This is a genomic window from Allocoleopsis sp., from assembly GCF_036703385.1.
Classification (GTDB): Bacteria; Cyanobacteriota; Cyanobacteriia; order Cyanobacteriales; family Coleofasciculaceae; genus Allocoleopsis.
Genome location: NZ_DATNPA010000196.1, coordinates 1 through 18,283, shown reverse-complemented (window position 1 = coordinate 18,283; position 18,283 = coordinate 1). Strand labels below are relative to the sequence as shown.

At 46.8% G+C, this 18,283-nt stretch carries 17 protein-coding genes; 11 read left to right on the top strand and 6 right to left on the bottom strand.

Annotated features, from left to right (window positions below):
- Positions 1–600: 600 nt before the first annotated feature.
- The 5 genes from V6C93_RS09960 (at position 601) to V6C93_RS09940 (ending at position 4,992) form a co-directional block, all read left to right on the top strand.
- Complete coding sequence (locus tag V6C93_RS09960; RefSeq protein WP_333476503.1) at positions 601–1,779, top strand: pentapeptide repeat-containing protein; 1,179 nt, start codon at positions 601–603, stop codon at positions 1,777–1,779.
- Positions 1,780–1,930: 151 nt separating this feature from the next.
- Positions 1,931–2,620 (top strand): pentapeptide repeat-containing protein, encoded by a 690-nt coding sequence (locus V6C93_RS09955; RefSeq protein ID WP_333476502.1) that lies wholly within the window; start codon positions 1,931–1,933, stop codon positions 2,618–2,620.
- A gap of 308 nt (positions 2,621–2,928) precedes the next feature.
- Positions 2,929–3,375 (top strand): hypothetical protein, encoded by a 447-nt coding sequence (locus V6C93_RS09950; RefSeq protein ID WP_333476501.1) that lies wholly within the window; start codon positions 2,929–2,931, stop codon positions 3,373–3,375.
- A 25-nt stretch (positions 3,376–3,400) separates the two neighbouring features.
- Complete coding sequence (locus V6C93_RS09945; RefSeq protein WP_333476500.1) at positions 3,401–4,039, top strand: CAP domain-containing protein; 639 nt, start codon at positions 3,401–3,403, stop codon at positions 4,037–4,039.
- Between the two features lie 80 nt (positions 4,040–4,119).
- A complete protein-coding gene (locus V6C93_RS09940) occupies positions 4,120–4,992 on the top strand; it encodes an alpha/beta fold hydrolase (RefSeq protein ID WP_333476499.1) in 873 nt (290 codons plus the stop codon).
- 39 nt (positions 4,993–5,031) lie between these two features.
- Here the strand turns inward: V6C93_RS09940 and V6C93_RS09935 are convergent, their stop codons facing one another.
- Positions 5,032–6,276: a transposase gene (locus V6C93_RS09935; protein ID WP_333476498.1), complete on the bottom strand. Its 1,245-nt coding sequence runs from the start codon at positions 6,274–6,276 to the stop codon at positions 5,032–5,034.
- Positions 6,277–6,302: 26 nt separating this feature from the next.
- Here V6C93_RS09935 and tnpA point away from each other — a divergent pair, with 26 nt between their 5' ends.
- Positions 6,303–6,722, top strand: a complete 420-nt coding sequence (gene tnpA / locus V6C93_RS09930) for an IS200/IS605 family transposase (protein WP_333476497.1) — start codon at positions 6,303–6,305, stop codon at positions 6,720–6,722.
- A gap of 135 nt (positions 6,723–6,857) precedes the next feature.
- Here tnpA and V6C93_RS09925 read toward each other — a convergent pair whose 3' ends face one another.
- The 3 genes from V6C93_RS09925 to V6C93_RS09915 all read right to left on the bottom strand — a co-directional run bounded on the left by V6C93_RS09925 (position 6,858) and on the right by V6C93_RS09915 (position 9,436).
- On the bottom strand, positions 6,858–7,265 hold the full coding sequence (locus V6C93_RS09925; RefSeq protein ID WP_349262668.1) for a biopolymer transporter ExbD: 408 nt from the start codon (positions 7,263–7,265) through the stop codon (positions 6,858–6,860).
- Positions 7,266–7,370: 105 nt separating this feature from the next.
- Positions 7,371–8,813, bottom strand: coding sequence for a DUF4335 domain-containing protein (locus V6C93_RS09920; protein ID WP_333476495.1), 1,443 nt, complete (start codon positions 8,811–8,813; stop codon positions 7,371–7,373).
- Positions 8,810–9,436 carry a DUF3038 domain-containing protein gene (locus V6C93_RS09915; RefSeq protein WP_349262667.1) on the bottom strand — a complete coding sequence of 209 codons (627 nt, stop codon included), beginning with the start codon at positions 9,434–9,436 and terminating at the stop codon, positions 8,810–8,812. Before V6C93_RS09915 ends, V6C93_RS09920 begins: the two co-directional genes overlap by 4 nt.
- 736 nt (positions 9,437–10,172) lie before the next feature.
- Here V6C93_RS09915 and V6C93_RS09910 point away from each other — a divergent pair.
- The 4 genes from V6C93_RS09910 to V6C93_RS09895 all read left to right on the top strand — a co-directional run bounded on the left by V6C93_RS09910 (position 10,173) and on the right by V6C93_RS09895 (position 13,258).
- Positions 10,173–10,694 (top strand): adenine phosphoribosyltransferase, encoded by a 522-nt coding sequence (locus V6C93_RS09910; protein ID WP_333476493.1) that lies wholly within the window; start codon positions 10,173–10,175, stop codon positions 10,692–10,694.
- Positions 10,695–10,849: 155 nt separating this feature from the next.
- Positions 10,850–11,914, top strand: coding sequence for an ABC transporter permease (locus V6C93_RS09905; protein WP_333476492.1), 1,065 nt, complete (start codon positions 10,850–10,852; stop codon positions 11,912–11,914).
- Positions 11,915–12,042: 128 nt separating this feature from the next.
- On the top strand, positions 12,043–12,336 hold the full coding sequence (locus V6C93_RS09900) for a hypothetical protein (protein ID WP_333476491.1): 294 nt from the start codon (positions 12,043–12,045) through the stop codon (positions 12,334–12,336).
- A gap of 511 nt (positions 12,337–12,847) precedes the next feature.
- Positions 12,848–13,258, top strand: coding sequence for a hypothetical protein (locus tag V6C93_RS09895; RefSeq protein ID WP_333476490.1), 411 nt, complete (start codon positions 12,848–12,850; stop codon positions 13,256–13,258).
- 410 nt (positions 13,259–13,668) lie between these two features.
- Here V6C93_RS09895 and V6C93_RS09890 read toward each other — a convergent pair whose 3' ends face one another.
- Positions 13,669–15,027: a proton extrusion protein PcxA gene (locus tag V6C93_RS09890; protein WP_333476489.1), complete on the bottom strand. Its 1,359-nt coding sequence runs from the start codon at positions 15,025–15,027 to the stop codon at positions 13,669–13,671.
- A gap of 316 nt (positions 15,028–15,343) precedes the next feature.
- Between V6C93_RS09890 and V6C93_RS09885 the strand changes: the two genes are divergently transcribed.
- Entirely contained in the window at positions 15,344–17,713 is a 2,370-nt protein-coding gene (locus tag V6C93_RS09885) for a recombinase family protein (RefSeq protein WP_333476488.1), read from the top strand.
- Between the two features lie 221 nt (positions 17,714–17,934).
- On the opposite strand, the gene V6C93_RS09880 is transcribed toward V6C93_RS09885, so the two are convergent.
- Positions 17,935–18,207, bottom strand: a complete 273-nt coding sequence (locus tag V6C93_RS09880; RefSeq protein WP_333476487.1) for a hypothetical protein — start codon at positions 18,205–18,207, stop codon at positions 17,935–17,937.
- Between the last annotated feature and the right edge of the window lie 76 nt (positions 18,208–18,283).

Here is an 18,283-nt window from a genome sequence, read left to right as displayed (position 1 = left end):
GGTTGAAGAAAGAATCTCCGTGGCTTCAGCCCGGAGAGTGTCAACACTTGCGCCCCTTTTCTTTACCCATCTCCAGCCCCAAATCCCTTTCCAAATAAAAAAACGGCGGTTGCAAAACTTGCAGAACCACCGATAGGAAAGAAGGGAGGAAATCCTAGAAACTTGAGTCTAACGCTGACTATAGGTCTGACAAGCTCTAGCAAAACCACGTTGTTAATTCTTTCTACAAGGTGTTTCTCGGTAATTCCTGAAAGTTTGCCCAAAAATCTACACCATGTTGCTTTGACATCCTGCCTGAGCTACCTGCCTTACGCCTATGCTCCGCAAGCGCTGCACACTCTACCGAGACTTAAAGTGGGTTACGCTAACGCAACGGTTTAGACATTGATAAGCTGTGGCGCGTAAAACATTGCATATTTCCTGTGAGCTTGGAGTCGGGAGTCGTCGATAGGGGGAGTAGGGAGTAGTGATTCAGAAATCACATCGCTGCGCTCCAATTCGTAATTGATAATTCGTAATTCGTAATTGACCCTAACATAGTCTTGGATTAGCTTAAAAAAATCTTTTTGCAGCTGAGTTCTCAAACAACAAAACATACCTATGAATGCCGAGGAACTGCTGGAACGTTATGCAGCAGGAGAAAGATGTCTGCGTGGTGCCGACCTGCATGGTGCCGACCTACGGGGGGTTGACCTGCGGGGGGTTGACCTGAGTGATGCCAATCTGAGTGATACCGATCTCAGTGATGCGGACTTACGGGATGCCGACTTGATTGGGGCTAATTTGAGGGGTGCCGACTTGATTGTTGCCAGTCTGAGTGCGGCTGACCTGCGGGACGCTAACCTGCATGATGCGAATCTGATTGGTGCCAAGCTCGGTGTTGCCAACCTACGGGATGCTGACCTAAGTGGTGCCAACCTAAGTGGTGCTGAGCTGAGTTGTGCTGATCTAACTTGTAGCAACTTGAGTGCTGCCTACATTAGTGGAGCCAATTTGATTAAGGCCAGATTAAGTAGAGCTAACCTACAGAGAGCTAACTTGAGTGTTACCAACATGATTGGTGCTGATCTGAGTGGTGCCGACCTGAGTGGAGCGAACCTAGGGGGTGCCAACCTGATTGAAGCCAACCTGGAAGGAGCCAATTTACAAAGCGCTAAATTAAGCCGTTCTAATCTTGCTTACGTCAATTTAAGGGATGCCGACTTGTCTCACGCGGACTTAAGTGACTCTAATTTGGCGGGAACTATCTTGACCCAGGCCGATCTAGAACACACCAATTTGGAAGGAACAATTCTGAGTGTGGGGGTAAGTCTTAATATCAGCAATGTAGAACAGACAGCTCCTTACGAATGGAATGGTCATTACTTTCACTCAAAAACTGAACTGAAAATTGCGGAAGCGTTTGACCGTGCTGGTGTTCTGTTTTACTTGAATGGCTGGACTCGCATTCACGGATCTAAAAACATCGATAGTAAGGAAATTGACTTTCTGGTTTTTTACGAAAGTAAGTGGGGTATTCTGGAAGTCAATGGGGAGCCAGTTGAGCCACCTGTATGTACCCTGTATGAGCCTGAACGCATCAGTGTTTGTGCAACCGATACGCCTAACCTTGTTAGCACTTCATTAAAAGGCGATCGCAGCAGCAGTGGTGCTCCACAAGAACTTCGTCTGTTTAAAGTTCCTCACATCAGTATTGTTGAGCATTACGAGGCGGCGCGATGCTGGGAAGAACCAGACATCGTTGTGCAAGAATTTCTGGAGATTTTGACTCAGGCGTAGCGTTAACTATAACCCAGTGATAAAAATTTACTCTTCCAGGGTTCTATTCATGGCTTGAATCCAACTAACTTTAGCCTAGTCATCAAACAAAGACTCAGAAGACCCAGAAAAATTTTGCTACAACTGAGTTTTCAAAATCAGGAATCAACCTATGGATGCTAACGAAATTTTGTCACGTTATGCAGCAGGAGAAAGAGACTTTCGTGATGCCGACCTGCCTGGTGCAGACCTCAGTGGTGCTAACCTCAGTGAAGCTGACCTACGAGAAGCCAACCTGAGTGGTGCCAACCTCAGTAGTGCTGACCTAATTGGTGCCAGTCTCACTGATGCCAACTTAAGGGATGCGGATTTGAGCGATGCCAACTTGATTGGTGCCAAACTCGGTGTTGCCATCTTAAGTAACGTCAATCTAGTGGGAGCCAACCTGAGTGGTGCTGAACTGAGTGGTGCCAATATGCATGAGGCAACATTAGGCGCTGCCAACCTAATTGGTGCCATTCTGATTAGAGCCAATCTCAGCGAAACCAACTTAAACGGTGCCAATCTGAGTATTTCTAACTTGATTGGTGCCAACCTGAGTGGTGCCAACCTGATTGGTGCCAACCTCAGCGGTGCTAACCTAATTGAAGCCAATCTCAGCGGTGCTAACTTAAATGGAGCCCGGTTGTATCGAGCCAACCTGGCACATGCCAAGTTAAATGGGGCTAACTTATCTAATGCCGATTTCAGTGACGCTAATTTAGCCAAAACTGATATGACAGACGCTAAATTGGAGAACGCCAACCTGGAAGGAACCATCCGCAGTTTGGTGACAAATTCCGAACCCACTGCCGTCAGTTAATCGAAGAGAGCATTCAGGGCGAAACAAGTAAGAACCGCCAACTCCTAGCTATCTGCCTAGCGCGATCGCATCTGAAAGCCGTCCCCATTTTGACAGCCCCGTCATCACTAAAACGGTAATCTTACGAAAATATGCAAGTTATGGGAGTCTGGTTTGCCCACAAACTATACTCGGATTGACACTCCCGACTGATCAACTTCGGGAAGTCTAATGAATTTACTCTGCAATAGACTTCAGGGTGCGTCCCATGCCGATTTGAACCCATTCACCTAATCGTAAACAGCAGCTCAAAACGTAGGAGTAAGCTAATGTTTCGTGGAATCATCGCAGCCCTTGTTGCCGGAGCAGTAGTCACTGGATTGACATCAACAGCCTACGCCAAACCAAGAGTTCAATCTCAACCCGCAAAGGGTTTCACTACGCGCTCAGGTGCATCTCTCCGAGGGCTGGAAAACCGAAGTGTCTCACACGATTTCCCTACCCTTTTACCTGACACTTCTGAAGCGGCATCGATTCCTGAATCCGCACCTATTTTATTACCCAATCGCACTGAGCCTGCTACTCAACCTCAATCCATTACGGTGTTTGGTGAAAAAATAGAGCTCGGCAGTCATAAATCGTCTCCAAATTCTCGCAACCAAGTTCCATCCCATGTCGGCGTCAGGAATGTTGAAGTTTCGGCTGGTGCGTCATCTACTGACTCTGAGCAATTAGTGAAAGTCCAATATCGATTACTGTCACGCCCCGAAAATTAGCTTGGAAGCTGAGGATTATAAATAAATGACATCCATTAACAACTCAAAATACCCTAAAAATATCGCTAATACTGAGTTATCCATTAGGCATAAACGGTACAAGCAAATTTCTGTGGTGGTAGCCGCTGCAATGAGTTTAGGGTTGGTTGCTATCAGTTCTGGTTTAACCAAAGCGGCATTCACACCTTCGCCAAACCCAACTCAGACGATTTCCAATCCACCCATGCTGGTGGCACAAAGCGTTAACAGAAATCTGATTTTGGCAGCTCACAATAAATATCGACAACAGGTAGGTGTTCCCGGTCTGAAATGGTCTGATAGCTTGGCAAGTTCTGCTCAGAAATGGGCCAAGCAACTTGCCTCTAGAAGTCAATTACAACATAGCTCTGGAAATTATGGGGAAAATATCTGGGCAGGTAGTAAGGGGCGTTACTCACAGACCCAAATGGTTGATGCTTGGGGAAGTGAAAAGCAGTATTTTATCGCCAATAGCGCTTTCCCCAATACCTGTAAAGGGGGTTGGCAAAAATGTGGTCACTACACCCAAATAATCTGGAAAAATACAACTGAGGTGGGCTGTGGTCTAGCTAAAGGTACTCAGATGGATTACTTGGTTTGTCAATACAATCCTCCTGGAAATTTTCAGGGACAAAAGCCCTATTAATAGAGCGATGTGAACGACGAGGATTAGGAAGCCTTTTGGGAAGTAATTAAAACATGGTGTATCTACAGTAAGAGTCAAGAATGCGAGCCAAAATTCGGGATACAGAAATCTACTTTGATGTTGAAGGGTCTTCTTTAGTGGTGGATGGGCCAAGGATGCGCGAAAAGCCGATCGCTTTTGTCATTCACGGGGGACCAGGTGCCGACCACACGTCTTATAAACCCTCGTTCTCTCCCCTCAGCCGTAAGCTGCAATTGGTCTATTTTGATCATCGGGGTCAAGGGCGATCAGCGCGTGGCCCTAAAGAAACCTATACTCTGGACAATAATGTCGAGGATATGGAAGCTCTACGCCAGCACTTGGGTTTAGACAAAATCGTTTTGATTGGTTCGTCCTACGGCGGTATGGTTGCTCTTTCTTACGCGGTACGCTATCCCCAAAATGTCTCGCATTTGATTGTGATCGCCACGACGGCTAGTTCACGCTTTTTGCAGCGAGCTCAGGAGATTCTGGCAGAACGAGGAACTGATGAACAAAAAGCAATTACTGCAAAACTGTGGGATGGTGCGTTTGAGAATGAGGAGCAGTTACACGAGTATTTTCAAGTGATGGGGCCCATGTATTCCCTCACCCATGACCCGGCAAAAAGCTCTTCTTCTTGGAATCGGGCTATCCTCTCGGTTGATGCGATCAACGTCGCCTTTGCTGGCTTCCTGCGCGATTACAACGTCCTTGACGACTTACATAAAATTACTGCACCCACTCTCGTGATCGGAGGGCGGCATGACTGGATTTGTGCTCCGGAATTTTCTGAGGAGATTGCTAAAGCCATTCCTAATGCTGACCTCAGAATCTTTGAGAATAGTGGACACTCAATTCGTGCGGATGAGCCAGAAGCTCTCCTTGATGTGATTGCTGGATTTTTAGTCTATCAGCCAAGCTGTGGTGCGTAGCTGAGTACAGACGAAATGAACTACTGGCGACCTGCTACGCTAGGGGGCGAGTTTCTGACGCTTCTTCGCCCCTAGTTGCCGCATACTTCCGCAGGCGGTAGAGCTAGGCGACTCGGCGTCTAAAGAGGCGAGTTCCTCACCCCTTGCCCAAATCTCATTGACTTGAGCGGCATTGACATCTCGGTCTTCTGTATGACCGCAGTTGGGATTCGAGCAGATATGAACTCGGTCACTCAAGGTTTTGGGTGTTAATTCCCAGCATTTTGCACAGCGCTGAGTAGGCTTAAGTGTCCGGGTTGGAGACTCTAAATAAAAGCCACCAGCTTCGGCAGACTTGTACTCAAGAAGTCCGCCAATAATCCCAAACCCAACCTCAAGAATTGAGCGGTTAAGTCCAGCCTTTTGCTTCTTGTTCGTGCCCTTTTTCGCCTTACTCGTCATACCCTTGACGTGAAGAAGCTCACCTGCAATTAGGCTATTACCGCTAACTATACTGCTGGTGGTTTTATGCAACCAATCCTCACGCTGACGAGTAACTTTACGCTGTAACTTAGAAACCTTCGTGCGTTCTTTTTTCCATCGACGGGAAGCTTTGATTCGCTTGTTCCTATTGGGCGAACGCTTGCGTCGTAATGACTTCGACGCTGCCTTAACTTGGCGCTGACCTACTTTAAGGAAGTCAGGTTTACTGATTTTCTCCCCAGTGGAAAGGGTTATCGCTTCCTTACAACCCAGGTCGATACCGATAGAACCTGTACCTGTTTGACGTTGGGGCTGGCATTGAACCGTGATGGAGGCATACCAACACCCATTGCGGAAAAATATCGTGCAAGTCGTTGGCTTACCCCAGGTTCTCGCCTTCCCTCGCATCTGTATCCTTCCTAGATTTGAGAGGGTAAGATGCCCGTTTTGCCCCTTGGTTTCAACTTGCCAACCAGCCCCACAAGGGTAAGTCCAGCCGCTATAGCGTCGAGATACCTTGAATTTGGGATAGCCGCCTAAGCCTTTGAAAAAGCGGGTAAAGGCGAAATCGACCCTTTTTAGGGTTGCTTGCAAAGCGTGACTCCCCAGCTCCTTGTACTCAGGCCAGACTTTTTTGAAGTCGGGAAGCGAGTTTTGCTGTTCGAGGTAGTTAACCGAGTGACCAAACTTCTGGTACTGGGTCTTCCGGTTGTATACCGCCGCATTGTACAAGCTGGCATGAAGACGCCGCCAGTAATGCAGTTTGGCATCTTGGCAGCGACTTGGGTACAAGCGGTAAGTAAGGCGACGGGTTATACTCATTACTTGAGTTTATCATTAAGTTTTAGATGAAGTTAACCAAGCTAAAGTCTCGCGCCCACTGCGTTTATAACCTACATGCCCATATTGTGTTTGTTACTAAGTATCGAAGTAAAGTGATTGACGCCGATATTCTCCAAGAGCTGCAAAGCATCTTTAATCGGCTTTGCACTGTCAAGGAGTGTGAACTGGTGGAATTTAGTGGAGAAGCTGACCATGTACATCTATTAATCAGTTACCCGCCGAATGTGACCTTATCGAAGCTGATTAATAACCTTAAAGCTGTGTCGAGTAAGCTAATCCGTCAACAGTTTGCTGACCACGTCAATCAGTTCTACAGCAAACCCGTATTCTGGACTCAGGCTTACTGCATCATTTCTGCGGGTGGTGCCCCGTTAGAAGTTCTCAAAACTTATATCCAGTCTCAGGATGCACCGCAACTGGGCTGACCGTCGCTCACCCCTCCCTGCTCTTCTAGGAAGGGGAATGCGCGACGGAAGACTGTTCAACCCGTATATGGCAACAAAGTTCATCCATCCCAAGCACTTTATTGCAACGGCTCACCTTGTAGTATTCGTAACAGCTCACGAGGGTTTTTGGACCGCGATCGCTAATTTTACCCCCTGAATTTGGCGCAAGCGATCCATCACACTGACCACTCGACCATGAGAAGCGTCAGTATCAGCATTGATAATGACCAGAGATTGGGAAGTCGAGCCAACTTGAGAGCGCACCGCGCCTTCAAGTGCGTTTAAGGTTATCGGCTGACGGTTCAGGGCGATCGCGCCATTAGCCTGAATTGTTACATTAATTTGAGCCGTGCGCTGAGTTTCTGCCGTTGCGGCTTTGGGTAAATTGACTGGCAGCCCTTCTGAACGGGTTAAATACATCGAGGAAATGATGAAAAAAGCGAGGATGCAGAAGAGGACATCAATCATCGACACGAGGTTGATCAGGAAAGGAGTTTCTTCTGACTCATCGGTAAGACGCATAATATCTTGCTCCTTGGTCATCCAATAGAAGGATTTTTGCTCATCCTAGGGAGAGAGAAAGTTGAGCCATGCTCTCCCTCTCCCCCCTCTTCTCATCTCGCAGTCCTAATAAGGGCTGACTTCCAGAACTCCACTCGGCTTAAACACGACCCGAAACTGAGCGAGAGGTTTTTGAGGTACTGTCTCCTTGGTTCCCAAACCAGCCGCCTCCGGGTTGATCAATTTCTCAAGAGGAGTTTGAGCAACGTAATCTGAAGCGGGTTGATTCTTTTCCTCATAGTCGGTAATCGTACCCTCTTCTGTAACAGCAACTCGGTAAACTAAACTCTTGGGAAAGGTCGGGGTTGTATTCCAGTTTTCGCGAATTTGCTTGTAGACTTGCTCTTTCAAGCGCGTCACCACGGCTGAATCCGTAATTTGTGGGCCTAAGGAAGGTTTACCCGAATACCCACGCCAAGGGCTGATTTGCAGGATGCCTCTTTTGTTAAACACGACCCGGAACTGAGCAATGGGTTCGTTGTTGGGAGTACTGCCTGTAGCGGGGATGTAGAGCAAATCAAGGAGGGGTGTTTGCTTTGCCGCTTCAGCAGGTGTTGAGCCGACGGGTTGGTAGCCGAGCATTGAGCCATCTTTACCCAGACTGACACGATATTCTAGACTCTGCTCCAACTGGCCCCGGTTCTTCCAAGTTTCATCGACTTTCTTGTAAAGCCGCCGTTGCAAAAAGCGCAGCTGAGTTGCATCAGTAATCTCTGGATTGGAGGAGAGAAGCTTCTCCAAATCAGAGGCCGAAGGAGGTGTGGGTTTAGCGGTCGCGGTTGGCGACGAAGAGGCAGAGGGAGAGGGAGAGCCTCCAGGGCTTGGGCTTGGAGAGGTCGTCTTACTGGCGTTGGGCTGGGGTGTTGGGGGTTTGGGTTCGCGAGGGATGGGCACAAGGAAAAATGCGATCGCGGATAGCGCCAAACCCGTTATTCCCAGTGCGGCTGGGGCGGCTCGCTGGGACATGGGTTCGTCCGCTTTGCGATGACGCCTGGACAGTGGCTCTAACGACACCTTTAGGTCGGGTAGCGTTCGCCCATCCGCGAGAAACTGGTCAATGGCCTCAACCAAGTCAAACAGCTGTACCGTCGTCAACGTGAACTGACCTGCTATCCCTTGAGCCATTCCCGCAAACGGTGAGGGTGGCATCCCTCCCCCAGAGTGAGCTGGGATAGCCTCAGCCGTGGCAAAAAGGATTAACCGATGCAAATTTTTGTCCGGCAGTTTCTGCAATTGCACCAGTTCAGGCTTATCCCCATGCAGTTTTGGGTGATGAACCTGGCTTAAAAACTCCTGAGCATAGCGACTCACAGACCGCACTAGGCTTTCAAAAAAGTCACGTCCGCCTTTGAGGGATTGCTCTGCCCCTGAGAAATAGCATTCAGCATGAACCAAGATGGTCATTAAAGGGCGGGAATCCATTAGACCCCCTCCCGTGGGAGGATTGTCGCTCAATCCTTCTAGGACGAGAGTGCAATTGGGTAAGCTGTATTGGCGTCGAATGGTCATGCTACTTCTCCATCAAAGAGGCTGGACCAAAATCGCTGCATTCCTGAGGTTCCTGTACAAAACAGTAGCTGGCTCAACAGCGAGATTGCCAGCTCATTCAACTTTTCATCGGAGTTGTAGGCCGCTACTTTCGCCCGCCGTGGATTCATCCGACTCCGAAAATGAGCCCTGAACCGCTCTAGATACTCAGACAAGCGAAAATGGTTTTCTAGTGGCACCTGCTTCTCGTTGAGTTGTTGATAAGCCAGCAGCAACTGCCGGATCAACACAGTCAGTCTTCGCGCCAGATGAGAGGCAATCACTACTAAAGCTTTTGCTTCCTCTAGCTGGAGGGGACGACGAGTATAGGAGCGCCGTAAGGGGTTGCTAGAGCGCATACGCCAGAGGGCCACACGATTTTTAACGATGTTCTGAAGTTCCAGCTCCTTGGCGGCAAACAACATGGCTTCAGAACCCCCCAGCTCCAGAGCTTCAATGGCAAGTAGAATGAGGTCTATCTGCTGCCGAGTTCGTGGCGGACACCCTCGCTCTGAGATCAGTGGATCGGGTAGATTATCTAAAAACAAGGACTTTGTCTGATCCTGGGGACTATTGGTCGGCATTACGCTCACAGAAAGATTCATTCCAACTAGCAATTGAGGATAAAGGTTTTGGTCAAAGCGATGTCAACTCAAGGTTGTTCGGCGTAGCCAGCCGTTGGGCATTAGCATGGGCGGAGCATGTACCTAGCGCCTAGCACAGTGCGATCGCGCACAAGCGGCTCCCTAGGAGCTAGCCCTTGCCGAAGCGTCGGCTAGGGTGAAAACCTGCCTAAGCAGCCACTCTTGGGCGTTAGTCTACCGGGATACAGTCCGGCATGAACCTTCTTTTGCAGAAGATTTCGCCCACTTTTGGGCAAAGCGTATACCAGAAATTCATATTTCATACTTCATACTTCTTTAGTCAAGCAGGCTGATCCCTGTAAAATAGCTGACTTCTGACATTGGCATTTGTGCCCAGATTTGGGTGTTGCTCCAATTCGAGTTAAGATTCTCCTCTTTGAGGCTATCACTTAACGCCAATCGGCTTGGGTAAAATTCAAACCCAGAGGAGCGACCCGAAAAAGCATTTCGGACTTCAGTGACATCTACTACTTCTTATCTTCAAGGGGTTTACCTGAATATCTGAATAATAAAAATAATTGTGCGCACTCTCCAGTAAAACACTAGGTCGTAAGTGTTAGCAGTTATTAAAAACGTCCAGCCTTCTATTGTAGGATGCGAGCAGGGGGCACATGGTAAGTCCTCTCAAGAGAGCGCTGTGCTGCCATCATGCCATAGATATCGAGTCAAACTGCAAGCAAAGTGAGTTTATCTGCCGATGGATTTAAAGTCTCTGGTTCGCACTATCCCGGATTTTCCCAAACCTGGAATTTTATTTCGGGATATTACCACTCTACTGCGCAACCCGGAGGGACTGCGCTACACGCTCGATACACTGACCCAAAAATGTCAACAGGCGGGTCTTGAGGCTGATTATGTGGTTGGCATGGAGTCTCGTGGCTTTATTTTTGGGCCGCCCTTGGCTTACCACCTTAACGCTGGCTTTATTCCCGTGCGCAAACCAGGCAAGCTACCCGCTGCTGTGCATTCTGTTGAGTATGAGCTGGAGTATGGCATGGATCAGCTGGAAGTTCATCAAGATGCCTTTCATCCCGGCAGTCGAGTTTTGATTGTCGATGATTTGATTGCTACCGGTGGAACCGCAGGGGCTACGGCTAGGCTACTACAACAGATTGGCTGCGAACTGGTCGGCTTCGCGTTTATCATCGAGCTACGGGATTTGGGCGGGCGTCAGCAACTGCCTGATGCGCCCGTGGTGACGTTGATTGAGTATGAGTAAAGGGTTTGGAAGGTTGAAGGTTAGAAGGTTGAAGGTTAGAAGGTTAGAACTCATCAACCTGGCAACTGGTCAACCTGCCAACTGTCAGCTGACCAACCTGCCAACCTTCAACTGACTAACTTTCAACCTTAAGAGACAAGAGGGATAGACGTTCGATGACTTCTTCTTCGAGGGATTCTTCAGTTCGGGATGGATTCGCGGCGGCTGGGAATCAACTGAAAATAATCGTTACGAGTGAAACGTTTCTCTATGTGGTAAAGCGGCTGTTACAGGCAGTGTTGACCTTGCTTTTGGCCTCTGCCCTGTGTTTTGCGATTATTCAGTTGGCACCGGGGGATTTCCTGGATCGATTTAGGGATAATCCAAAAATTTCCCAGGAAACCATCCAGGCTTATCAGAAGCAATTTGGTCTGGATCAGCCCCCTATTGTGCAGTATTGGCGCTGGCTATGGGGAGTGGTTACCCGCCTTGACTTTGGCATGAGTTTTGCCTATTTTCGACCGGTGTCATCTTTATTGTGGGAGCGAGTACCCGCAACGTTGCTGATGGCGATCGCATCGATTATCGTGACGTGGGCGATCGCAATTCCCTTGGGTATTGTTGCTGCCGTTCACCAAAACCGCACTTTTGACCGATTTCTACAAGTCATTAGCTACACCGGTCAGGGCTTTCCCAGCTTCATCACCGCGCTAGTGCTACTGATCTTGGCACAATACACCACCCCCTTATTCCCAGTTGGGGGCATGACCAGCATCGATCACGCGGATTTATCACTCATTGGCAAGGTTTTGGATATCGCTTGGCACCTAATTTTACCCACAATTGCCCTCTCGATCACCAGCTTTGCCGGTCTACAGCGCATAACCCGAGGAGAAATGCTCGACGTTCTGCGCCAAGACTACATCCAAACCGCTCGTGCTAAGGGACTTCCCGAAAACCGGGTAATCTACGTCCATGCCCTCCGCAATGCCATCAATCCACTGATAACATTACTGGGTTTTGAGTTTGCCAGCTTGTTAAGCGGTGCCTTTATTGCCGAATATTTCTTCAATTGGCCTGGTTTAGGGCGTTTGATTTTGCAGGCGGTGAAGGATCTAGATCTTTATTTGGTGATGGCAAGTTTGATGGTAGGGGCTTTGATGCTAATTGTCGGAAACTTGTTAGCCGACTTACTGCTAAAAGTTGTAGACCCCCGGATTCGTTTGGAAAATCTTAAATAGCTGACTAAAAAGTGTGAACTATAAAGTATGAATTAGAGCCAAGTTGAGAAACACATATTTTGTGACAACGATAACCTGAACCTCCTAGTTTTCACCCTTTATCCTTAACACTTCATAATTGTTTGGCTATGTTCTCCCAAATTTATTACCTGATTCTTTCGAGAGCGGATGGTCGCTATCTGGTCGCCAAGCCGAATACTGGTACTCAAGATACTGGAACAGTTTACCTGTTAATGTTTCGCGAACACTTTGATGCCCTTAGCTATCTCAACGCTCATGCCGTGGATGTCGCGGAGCGCTTTACTGTGGAGTCAGCTACGGGCACTCAGATTAACAACTTGCTAAAACGGTGGGGCTACTCTGGTGTCGGTATTGTTCAAGACCCATTAGTCCCACAAATCGAATTTTTCTTACAGAAATAGCCTGATTAAAGTAGAGCCAGTGGTGTTCTCAGCTATTTCCCCGTTAAATTGCTCAATCCACGCTGGGCTTTACTTTTGGGACGTTTAACGTTATACCAATTTGATTGGAGAAAGTGGCAGATGTAGCTATGGGCGAATGGCAAGAGAGCCCCTACAGACAGTTGATGTGTTGTAAGGTCAATTTAAATCAGTATTAGTAGTCCTTTGGCAAAACAATAGGCGGAGTTTTAGATACGCAGATATTTCCAAAAATCGAACTTGATAACTCCCTGCTTCCCCGTGATAGAACTTCTCATTCCATCAGTAAATTTGGAGTAAATCAAGCTGGGGCATAAATAAATTGTATGAAAGTTGACCAACTTAATGGCAAATCTGCCTAGATGTATATCGGCTAATCTACCTACGTATAGATGAGCTAGGATTAATAATTTGTATAAATGGATAAGTGTAGTTTGATATCTGAACGTTTTCAACAGGTAAACCACCTAAATTGTACATAAATCAAGGAAATTTGGAGGAACTTATGACATCTATACGCTTTAGCCTGTCTGCTCTGTGGCGTTCTGTGCGCATTGTTGTAGCGGCCTGTGCTTGCGCTTTGATTTTGTTCTCTAATGCAACACCTGCCTACAGCTTCCCCAATCCATTTGCCCCCGATCAATCCGCTCCGTCCAATGACGCTACAAAGGGCGAGGATCAGCTTCTCGGTATTGAAGAGGGAGCACAAAAGACTGCGATCAGACAAGGAGATCAAGATCTTCTATCGGCTAAAAAAGTCATAGAAAAATCCAATGAAGGTCGCCTTAACGAAGTTCAAGGAGCCGCTGACATTGAAAAGATGAAGAACCCAGGAAATTCACAAACTGAGTCATTTGAAGAAATCGTAGGCGAGCGCTTAGAAGAGGTTACAGGTCAAAAATAAAGGGATAAGCTGGAAAAGCTTTTCCAGAAAAATTTTACAAGCCTTGTACCCACAATCGGTATACAGCTTGGATTGTTAACTCAGAAAGCACCTAAACAAGTTTTTCTGAAGGTTAGAAAGGGCAAATTATTGTATTTGCCCTTTTTTTCATCTTTTTGTTATGGCAATCGGTTGAAGCTGATGCTCATAGGAAATTTCCTGCTTTATACAAAGTTGCTTTCAGACGTAGTACTTTCTCTCTCCCTTGTCCCCCTATCTATAGCAGTCGCCAAGGCGATTAGGACAGAGCCACCTGCTGAAACCAAGACCCGTCAATCTTTTATCTTCTGCCTTCTACCTTTTGCTATGCTATCTTTGACTGCAACTTGGTATTACCAGGTGCAATTCTCAAACCCCAATTTCTTAAACAATTATTCGTTCATGTTCCGATAAGTCGCCACAGCCGAAGGAGATACTCGATTCAGGTAGCGGAAAATCCAGTACTTAAATACGGAATCCAAAATAACTGGAAATGTCGCAATAAACAAGAATATAAAATCGTGATTTTCTGGTAACCCCAGATGTTGAGATATCCCCTTGAGGATAACTTCCCAACCGTGAGGTGAGTGGAATCCCACAAATATATCAGTAAACAGAATAATGATAAAAGCCTTAGCACTATCGCTCAGCCCATAGACAAGGTCATCCATAAAAGATTTTAATATAACAATCTCTTGCTTACTGGTAACGATAACCAATGCAAAAGCTGCGATTGATACTAAATCGGCAAAAATATTTTTAAGGGCATTGCTGCTCTTCTCATGAAACTCTTCTGCTAGTTCACTGGCTTTCTCCTTAACTCGTTCTTCCATCTCCTCTGGAGTAACTTTATCGATTACACCAATTAAGCTTCTGAATCTAAGGTCTTCTTCAAAGTGCTTTAACTCACTAAATGCTTCCTCTTGAAGTTCGACATTTAAAAAAATATTTGCCTTTTCTCTATATTGATCAACAATGGGACTGATCACAAAAGTTTTGGCTATTTGATGAGTTAGGATAGGAACAATAATTAAAGTTAAAATGAACTTTAATGATATTATAGTTTTAAGCTTGGAATTCCGGAAGTTCTTAACAACTTCTTCTTCGGCTTTTGGGTCTAACTCTTGCTGAAGCCTATTGAAAGTTCTTAAAATGGAACGAGGAAGCACACCCGTTTTATCAGTGACTGAATCAATATCTGTCACTACACCATCTTTAGATACGACGCCTCTCTGTAAAGATTTGGGTTCACTTTTAGGGCTATTGTCCAGGGGCTGATTAATATCAGATTGAATAATTTGCCTTTCTTGAATTTGAGAGAAGGGGACTAAAGATTTGGATAAAGGTTCGGGTGCAGAATATTTCTTGATTATTTTGTCGATAAAGTCTAGTTTTTCAATAATAATCGACTGCTGCTCATTATTCAGAGAAAAATTTTGAGAAGAGGCTGTAAAATTACTCCGATTATTGGCTAGCTTTTTGGAATCAGAATTGATAAAGACAGAACGACTGCTTTTAAATTCTACAAGTCTGACTTTGATGGTTTTTAAATATTTCTTGAGATCGGCTTCAAAATAGGAAATTACACTATCCGTATATTCACCCGAACTTGCCGATATTTTTTTGCCCTTAAAATGCTCATCTTCAATGGCCTTAATCATTAAGGCGGCTTTGTAGGCCTGGTCTAAAGCTCTTTCAGGGGTACTCAAGAACCATTGATTGGCTGTGCGGAAGATAGATTGAAAGCTCATAAAAAAGATGATTACCCAACAGGAAGGATTACAGAAAGTATAAAGGCTCAAAAAATTGAGCTAAGTAGGCCGAAGCATAAGGTGAAAGAATTTGGTAATTTATCGGCTTTGGAGGACTTGAAAATTTTCCACCCAGTCAAAAACTACCAACAAACCTTATTTACTAGGGCTTGATTACTCAAGACGTGTTTCGTAGTTGTACTTCATACTTTACACTTTATGCTTCAGATGATTGGTGCTTTTTGACACGCTGAACCACACTAACTTTTATATCTAATGTAAGTAGTATCTTAACAAATAACCTAAAGGAGAGCTTGTGAAATCTGATTCAATTTGGATAAGTGGGTCAACTCGTAGTGGTAAGACAACTCGCCTTGTCAGGCAGTTTCGACAATGGGTTGAACAGGGACGAAGCGAGACAAATCAAATTTTCCCCTTGGCTTCTCCAATGACCCATCGCGATAATCGCGCTAGCGAAGCAAGACCAAGTTTAGCGAACCGCCGTCAGCATCGCACAATGGCTCCAGCCCTCTTAGTTTTTGCTGCTAATGACGATAATCGGCGGGATTTGACGGAACAGTTAACAATGGCTATCCAGGGAAAGTATCCTATCCGCTCCAAGACGCCTTTAGGATTCTTTCAGGATGAGGTGATGCTGTTTTGGCCTCTGTTAATTCAGCCGTTAAATCTCAGGGGGCAGTTCCCAGTGCGATTGCGTCCGGAAACCGAGCAGGAGTTGGCAACTGGCCTCTGGCGAAACGAAATAGAACAATGGAGTCAAAGCCTACCGGGGAGCAATGAGTATACAAAAGTTCGACGCCTTTTGGACTTGTTGTTGTTAGCGGCTGTGAGTGGGACGCCGCTTGAGGATGTTTCTACTATTCTCCAGCAGGGCATCCTAGAACTAGAGGAAACGCCGGAAGTTTGGGACAGTGTGGGACAGATGCTTTTAGGCTGGCGGCAATGGTGTTTGGAACGGGGATTCCTGACGTATGGAATTATCTGTGAGCTTTATTGGCGTCATCTATTGCCCAACCCAACGTATCAGCAGTATTTACAGCAGCGATATCAGGCGGTGCTGGCGGATGATGTGGATGATTATCCCGCGATCGCACGAGATTTGTTTGATGTCTTATTAGACCAAGGAGCGATCGGAGCGTTTACCTACAATCCTGATGGGAAGGTACGCCTAGGGTTAAATGCTGACCCCGACTATCTTGAGGGTTTGGCAGCACGATGCCAGGTAGAAACCTTAACCGAGACACCCGTCGCCTCTTTGGCAGAGTTTGCAGAGGACGTGGTGCACTTAGTAAGCGAACCCATCCCGATCGCAAGTGTACCCGAATCGATGCAATCCATTCAAACTACATCCCGTGCCGCTTTGTTACGGCAAACAGCGAAGGTGATCATTGACAGCGTAAAATCTGGGCAAGTCCAGCCGGGAGAAATTGTCGTGATTGCACCCGGTTTGGATGAGATTGCACGTTACGTTCTCACTGATATTCTCACCAAGCAAGGCATCTCCGTAGAACCCTTAAACGACCAGCGTCCCCTCACCAGTTCCCCAATGATTCGGGCACTCCTAACCCTTTTGGCACTGGTTTATCCCGGTTTGGGACGGTTGGTAGACCGAGATGCGATCGCAGAAATGCTCGTTGTCCTGAGTCAGAAGCCAGCAGACTGGGTACAAGCAGGGGACAAGGAGAATCCTCCAGCCAATCTCTCAGCTTCTTCTTCCCGCTTCCCCATTCCCCAAATCGATCCAGTTCGTGCGGGTTTATTAGCCGATTACTGCTATTCCCCCGACCCCGAACACCCTCGCTTACTACCCGTAGAGTCCTTTATGCGCTGGGATAGATTGGGCCATCGGGCAACCGCCGCTTACTCGGAGATTGTAGAGTGGTTGGAGGTACAGCGATCGCAACAACAACAGCGCCTCATTCAATCCTGTGTTGTGGTTCTCGACCGAGCGATTCAGAAATTTTTATGGAATGGAAGTAATCTACCCTATGATGCGATCGCGGCATTGCGAGAACTCATGGAAACCGCTCAACACTATTGGGAAGTGGACGGACGCCTGCGTCAAGAGTTGAAAGTTAGAAGGTTGAATGTTGAAAGTTTTAACCTGCAACCTTCAACCCCAAACAACCTGCAACCTTCAACCCCATCTAACCTGCAACCTTCAAACCTTCAACCTTCAACCTCAAACAACCTTAAACCTTCAACCCCATCCAACCTTCTCACCTCAACCCAAACAATTGCCCAATTCATTCAAATGCTGCGTCGGGGTACCGTTACCGCCAATCCCTACCCGGTGCGCCGCCTGCCAACAGCCGCGAGCAACGCCGTAACTCTAGCCACCATCTTCCAATACCGTGCCAGTCGCCGTTCTCATCGTTGGCACTTCTGGCTCGATGCGGGTTCCCCTCTCTGGCTGAGTGGAGGTGCAGCTACCTTGTTCGCAGCTCACCTGTTTCTCAAAGACTGGTCGGGACAACCCTGGACAGAGGAGGATAAAGTCAATGCGGATAACGAGCGGTTGGAACGAATTGTACGCAATTTATTGGCTCGTGCAGGTGAGCGAGTATACCTATGCCACAGTGATTTAGCGGTGAATGGCACCGATCAAGCGGGTCCTCTGTTAACCTTGGTTCATACTGCCGTTCCCCTCGGTGCTGAGGTATAGCAAAAGGCAGGGAGCAGTTCGCGCAGCGTTCTCCGCAGGAATAGGCTTTTATGTTGATTACTGGTACAGGGTCGCTTCAGCTGTTAAAGAAATAGGACTTACGCATTGACTGGAAGACCATTATCTGTATAAGCCCTCAGTTAAGTACGCCAATTTCCAAACAAGAAATACACAAGCCAGTCTTAATCTATCGCTCTTCTAAGAAAACAGAATGGGTTCTTTTATGTGTAACGAGCGATCGCGCTTCTTATGGAGCTTCTGTCACTCTGGTCACCGTCTGCAACCAGTCCCAACGGATCAAATCTGTCCACCCCACCCCGGGTTTGTTCCTGTTCGGTTTCCTCCAGTTCTCGCCAAAGAACGTTCACACTTTCTTCTTTTTGTTCTGTTTTTGTTCGTATTTTTTGTTCGTATTTCATTTTTTTTCTTTTGCTGAGATGTTTTTTGTTTTTTATGACTGGACAGCATTCTAATCGGCTGTTGGCAGTTGACATTACAACCTTGTTAATACTATAATCCTCAGTTACACTGATTTCTTGTCAAGATATATTAAAAATTTCTGAATTCTTT

Excerpts from the sequence above, each read along its gene's own strand:
- V6C93_RS09960 (WP_333476503.1), top strand. The coding sequence starts at position 601 with ATGAATGCCGAGGAACTGCTGGAACGTTATGCAGCAGGAGAAAGATGT.
- V6C93_RS09955 (WP_333476502.1), top strand. The coding sequence starts at position 1,931 with ATGGATGCTAACGAAATTTTGTCACGTTATGCAGCAGGAGAAAGAGAC.
- V6C93_RS09950 (WP_333476501.1), top strand. The coding sequence starts at position 2,929 with ATGTTTCGTGGAATCATCGCAGCCCTTGTTGCCGGAGCAGTAGTCACT.
- V6C93_RS09945 (WP_333476500.1), top strand. The coding sequence starts at position 3,401 with ATGACATCCATTAACAACTCAAAATACCCTAAAAATATCGCTAATACT.
- V6C93_RS09940 (WP_333476499.1), top strand. The coding sequence starts at position 4,120 with ATGCGAGCCAAAATTCGGGATACAGAAATCTACTTTGATGTTGAAGGG.
- V6C93_RS09935 (WP_333476498.1), bottom strand. The coding sequence starts at position 6,276 with ATGAGTATAACCCGTCGCCTTACTTACCGCTTGTACCCAAGTCGCTGC.
- tnpA (WP_333476497.1), top strand. The coding sequence starts at position 6,303 with ATGAAGTTAACCAAGCTAAAGTCTCGCGCCCACTGCGTTTATAACCTA.
- V6C93_RS09925 (WP_349262668.1), bottom strand. The coding sequence starts at position 7,265 with ATGCGTCTTACCGATGAGTCAGAAGAAACTCCTTTCCTGATCAACCTC.
- V6C93_RS09920 (WP_333476495.1), bottom strand. The coding sequence starts at position 8,813 with ATGACCATTCGACGCCAATACAGCTTACCCAATTGCACTCTCGTCCTA.
- V6C93_RS09915 (WP_349262667.1), bottom strand. The coding sequence starts at position 9,436 with ATGAATCTTTCTGTGAGCGTAATGCCGACCAATAGTCCCCAGGATCAG.
- V6C93_RS09910 (WP_333476493.1), top strand. The coding sequence starts at position 10,173 with ATGGATTTAAAGTCTCTGGTTCGCACTATCCCGGATTTTCCCAAACCT.
- V6C93_RS09905 (WP_333476492.1), top strand. The coding sequence starts at position 10,850 with ATGACTTCTTCTTCGAGGGATTCTTCAGTTCGGGATGGATTCGCGGCG.
- V6C93_RS09900 (WP_333476491.1), top strand. The coding sequence starts at position 12,043 with ATGTTCTCCCAAATTTATTACCTGATTCTTTCGAGAGCGGATGGTCGC.
- V6C93_RS09890 (WP_333476489.1), bottom strand. The coding sequence starts at position 15,027 with ATGAGCTTTCAATCTATCTTCCGCACAGCCAATCAATGGTTCTTGAGT.
- V6C93_RS09880 (WP_333476487.1), bottom strand. The coding sequence starts at position 18,207 with ATGTCAACTGCCAACAGCCGATTAGAATGCTGTCCAGTCATAAAAAAC.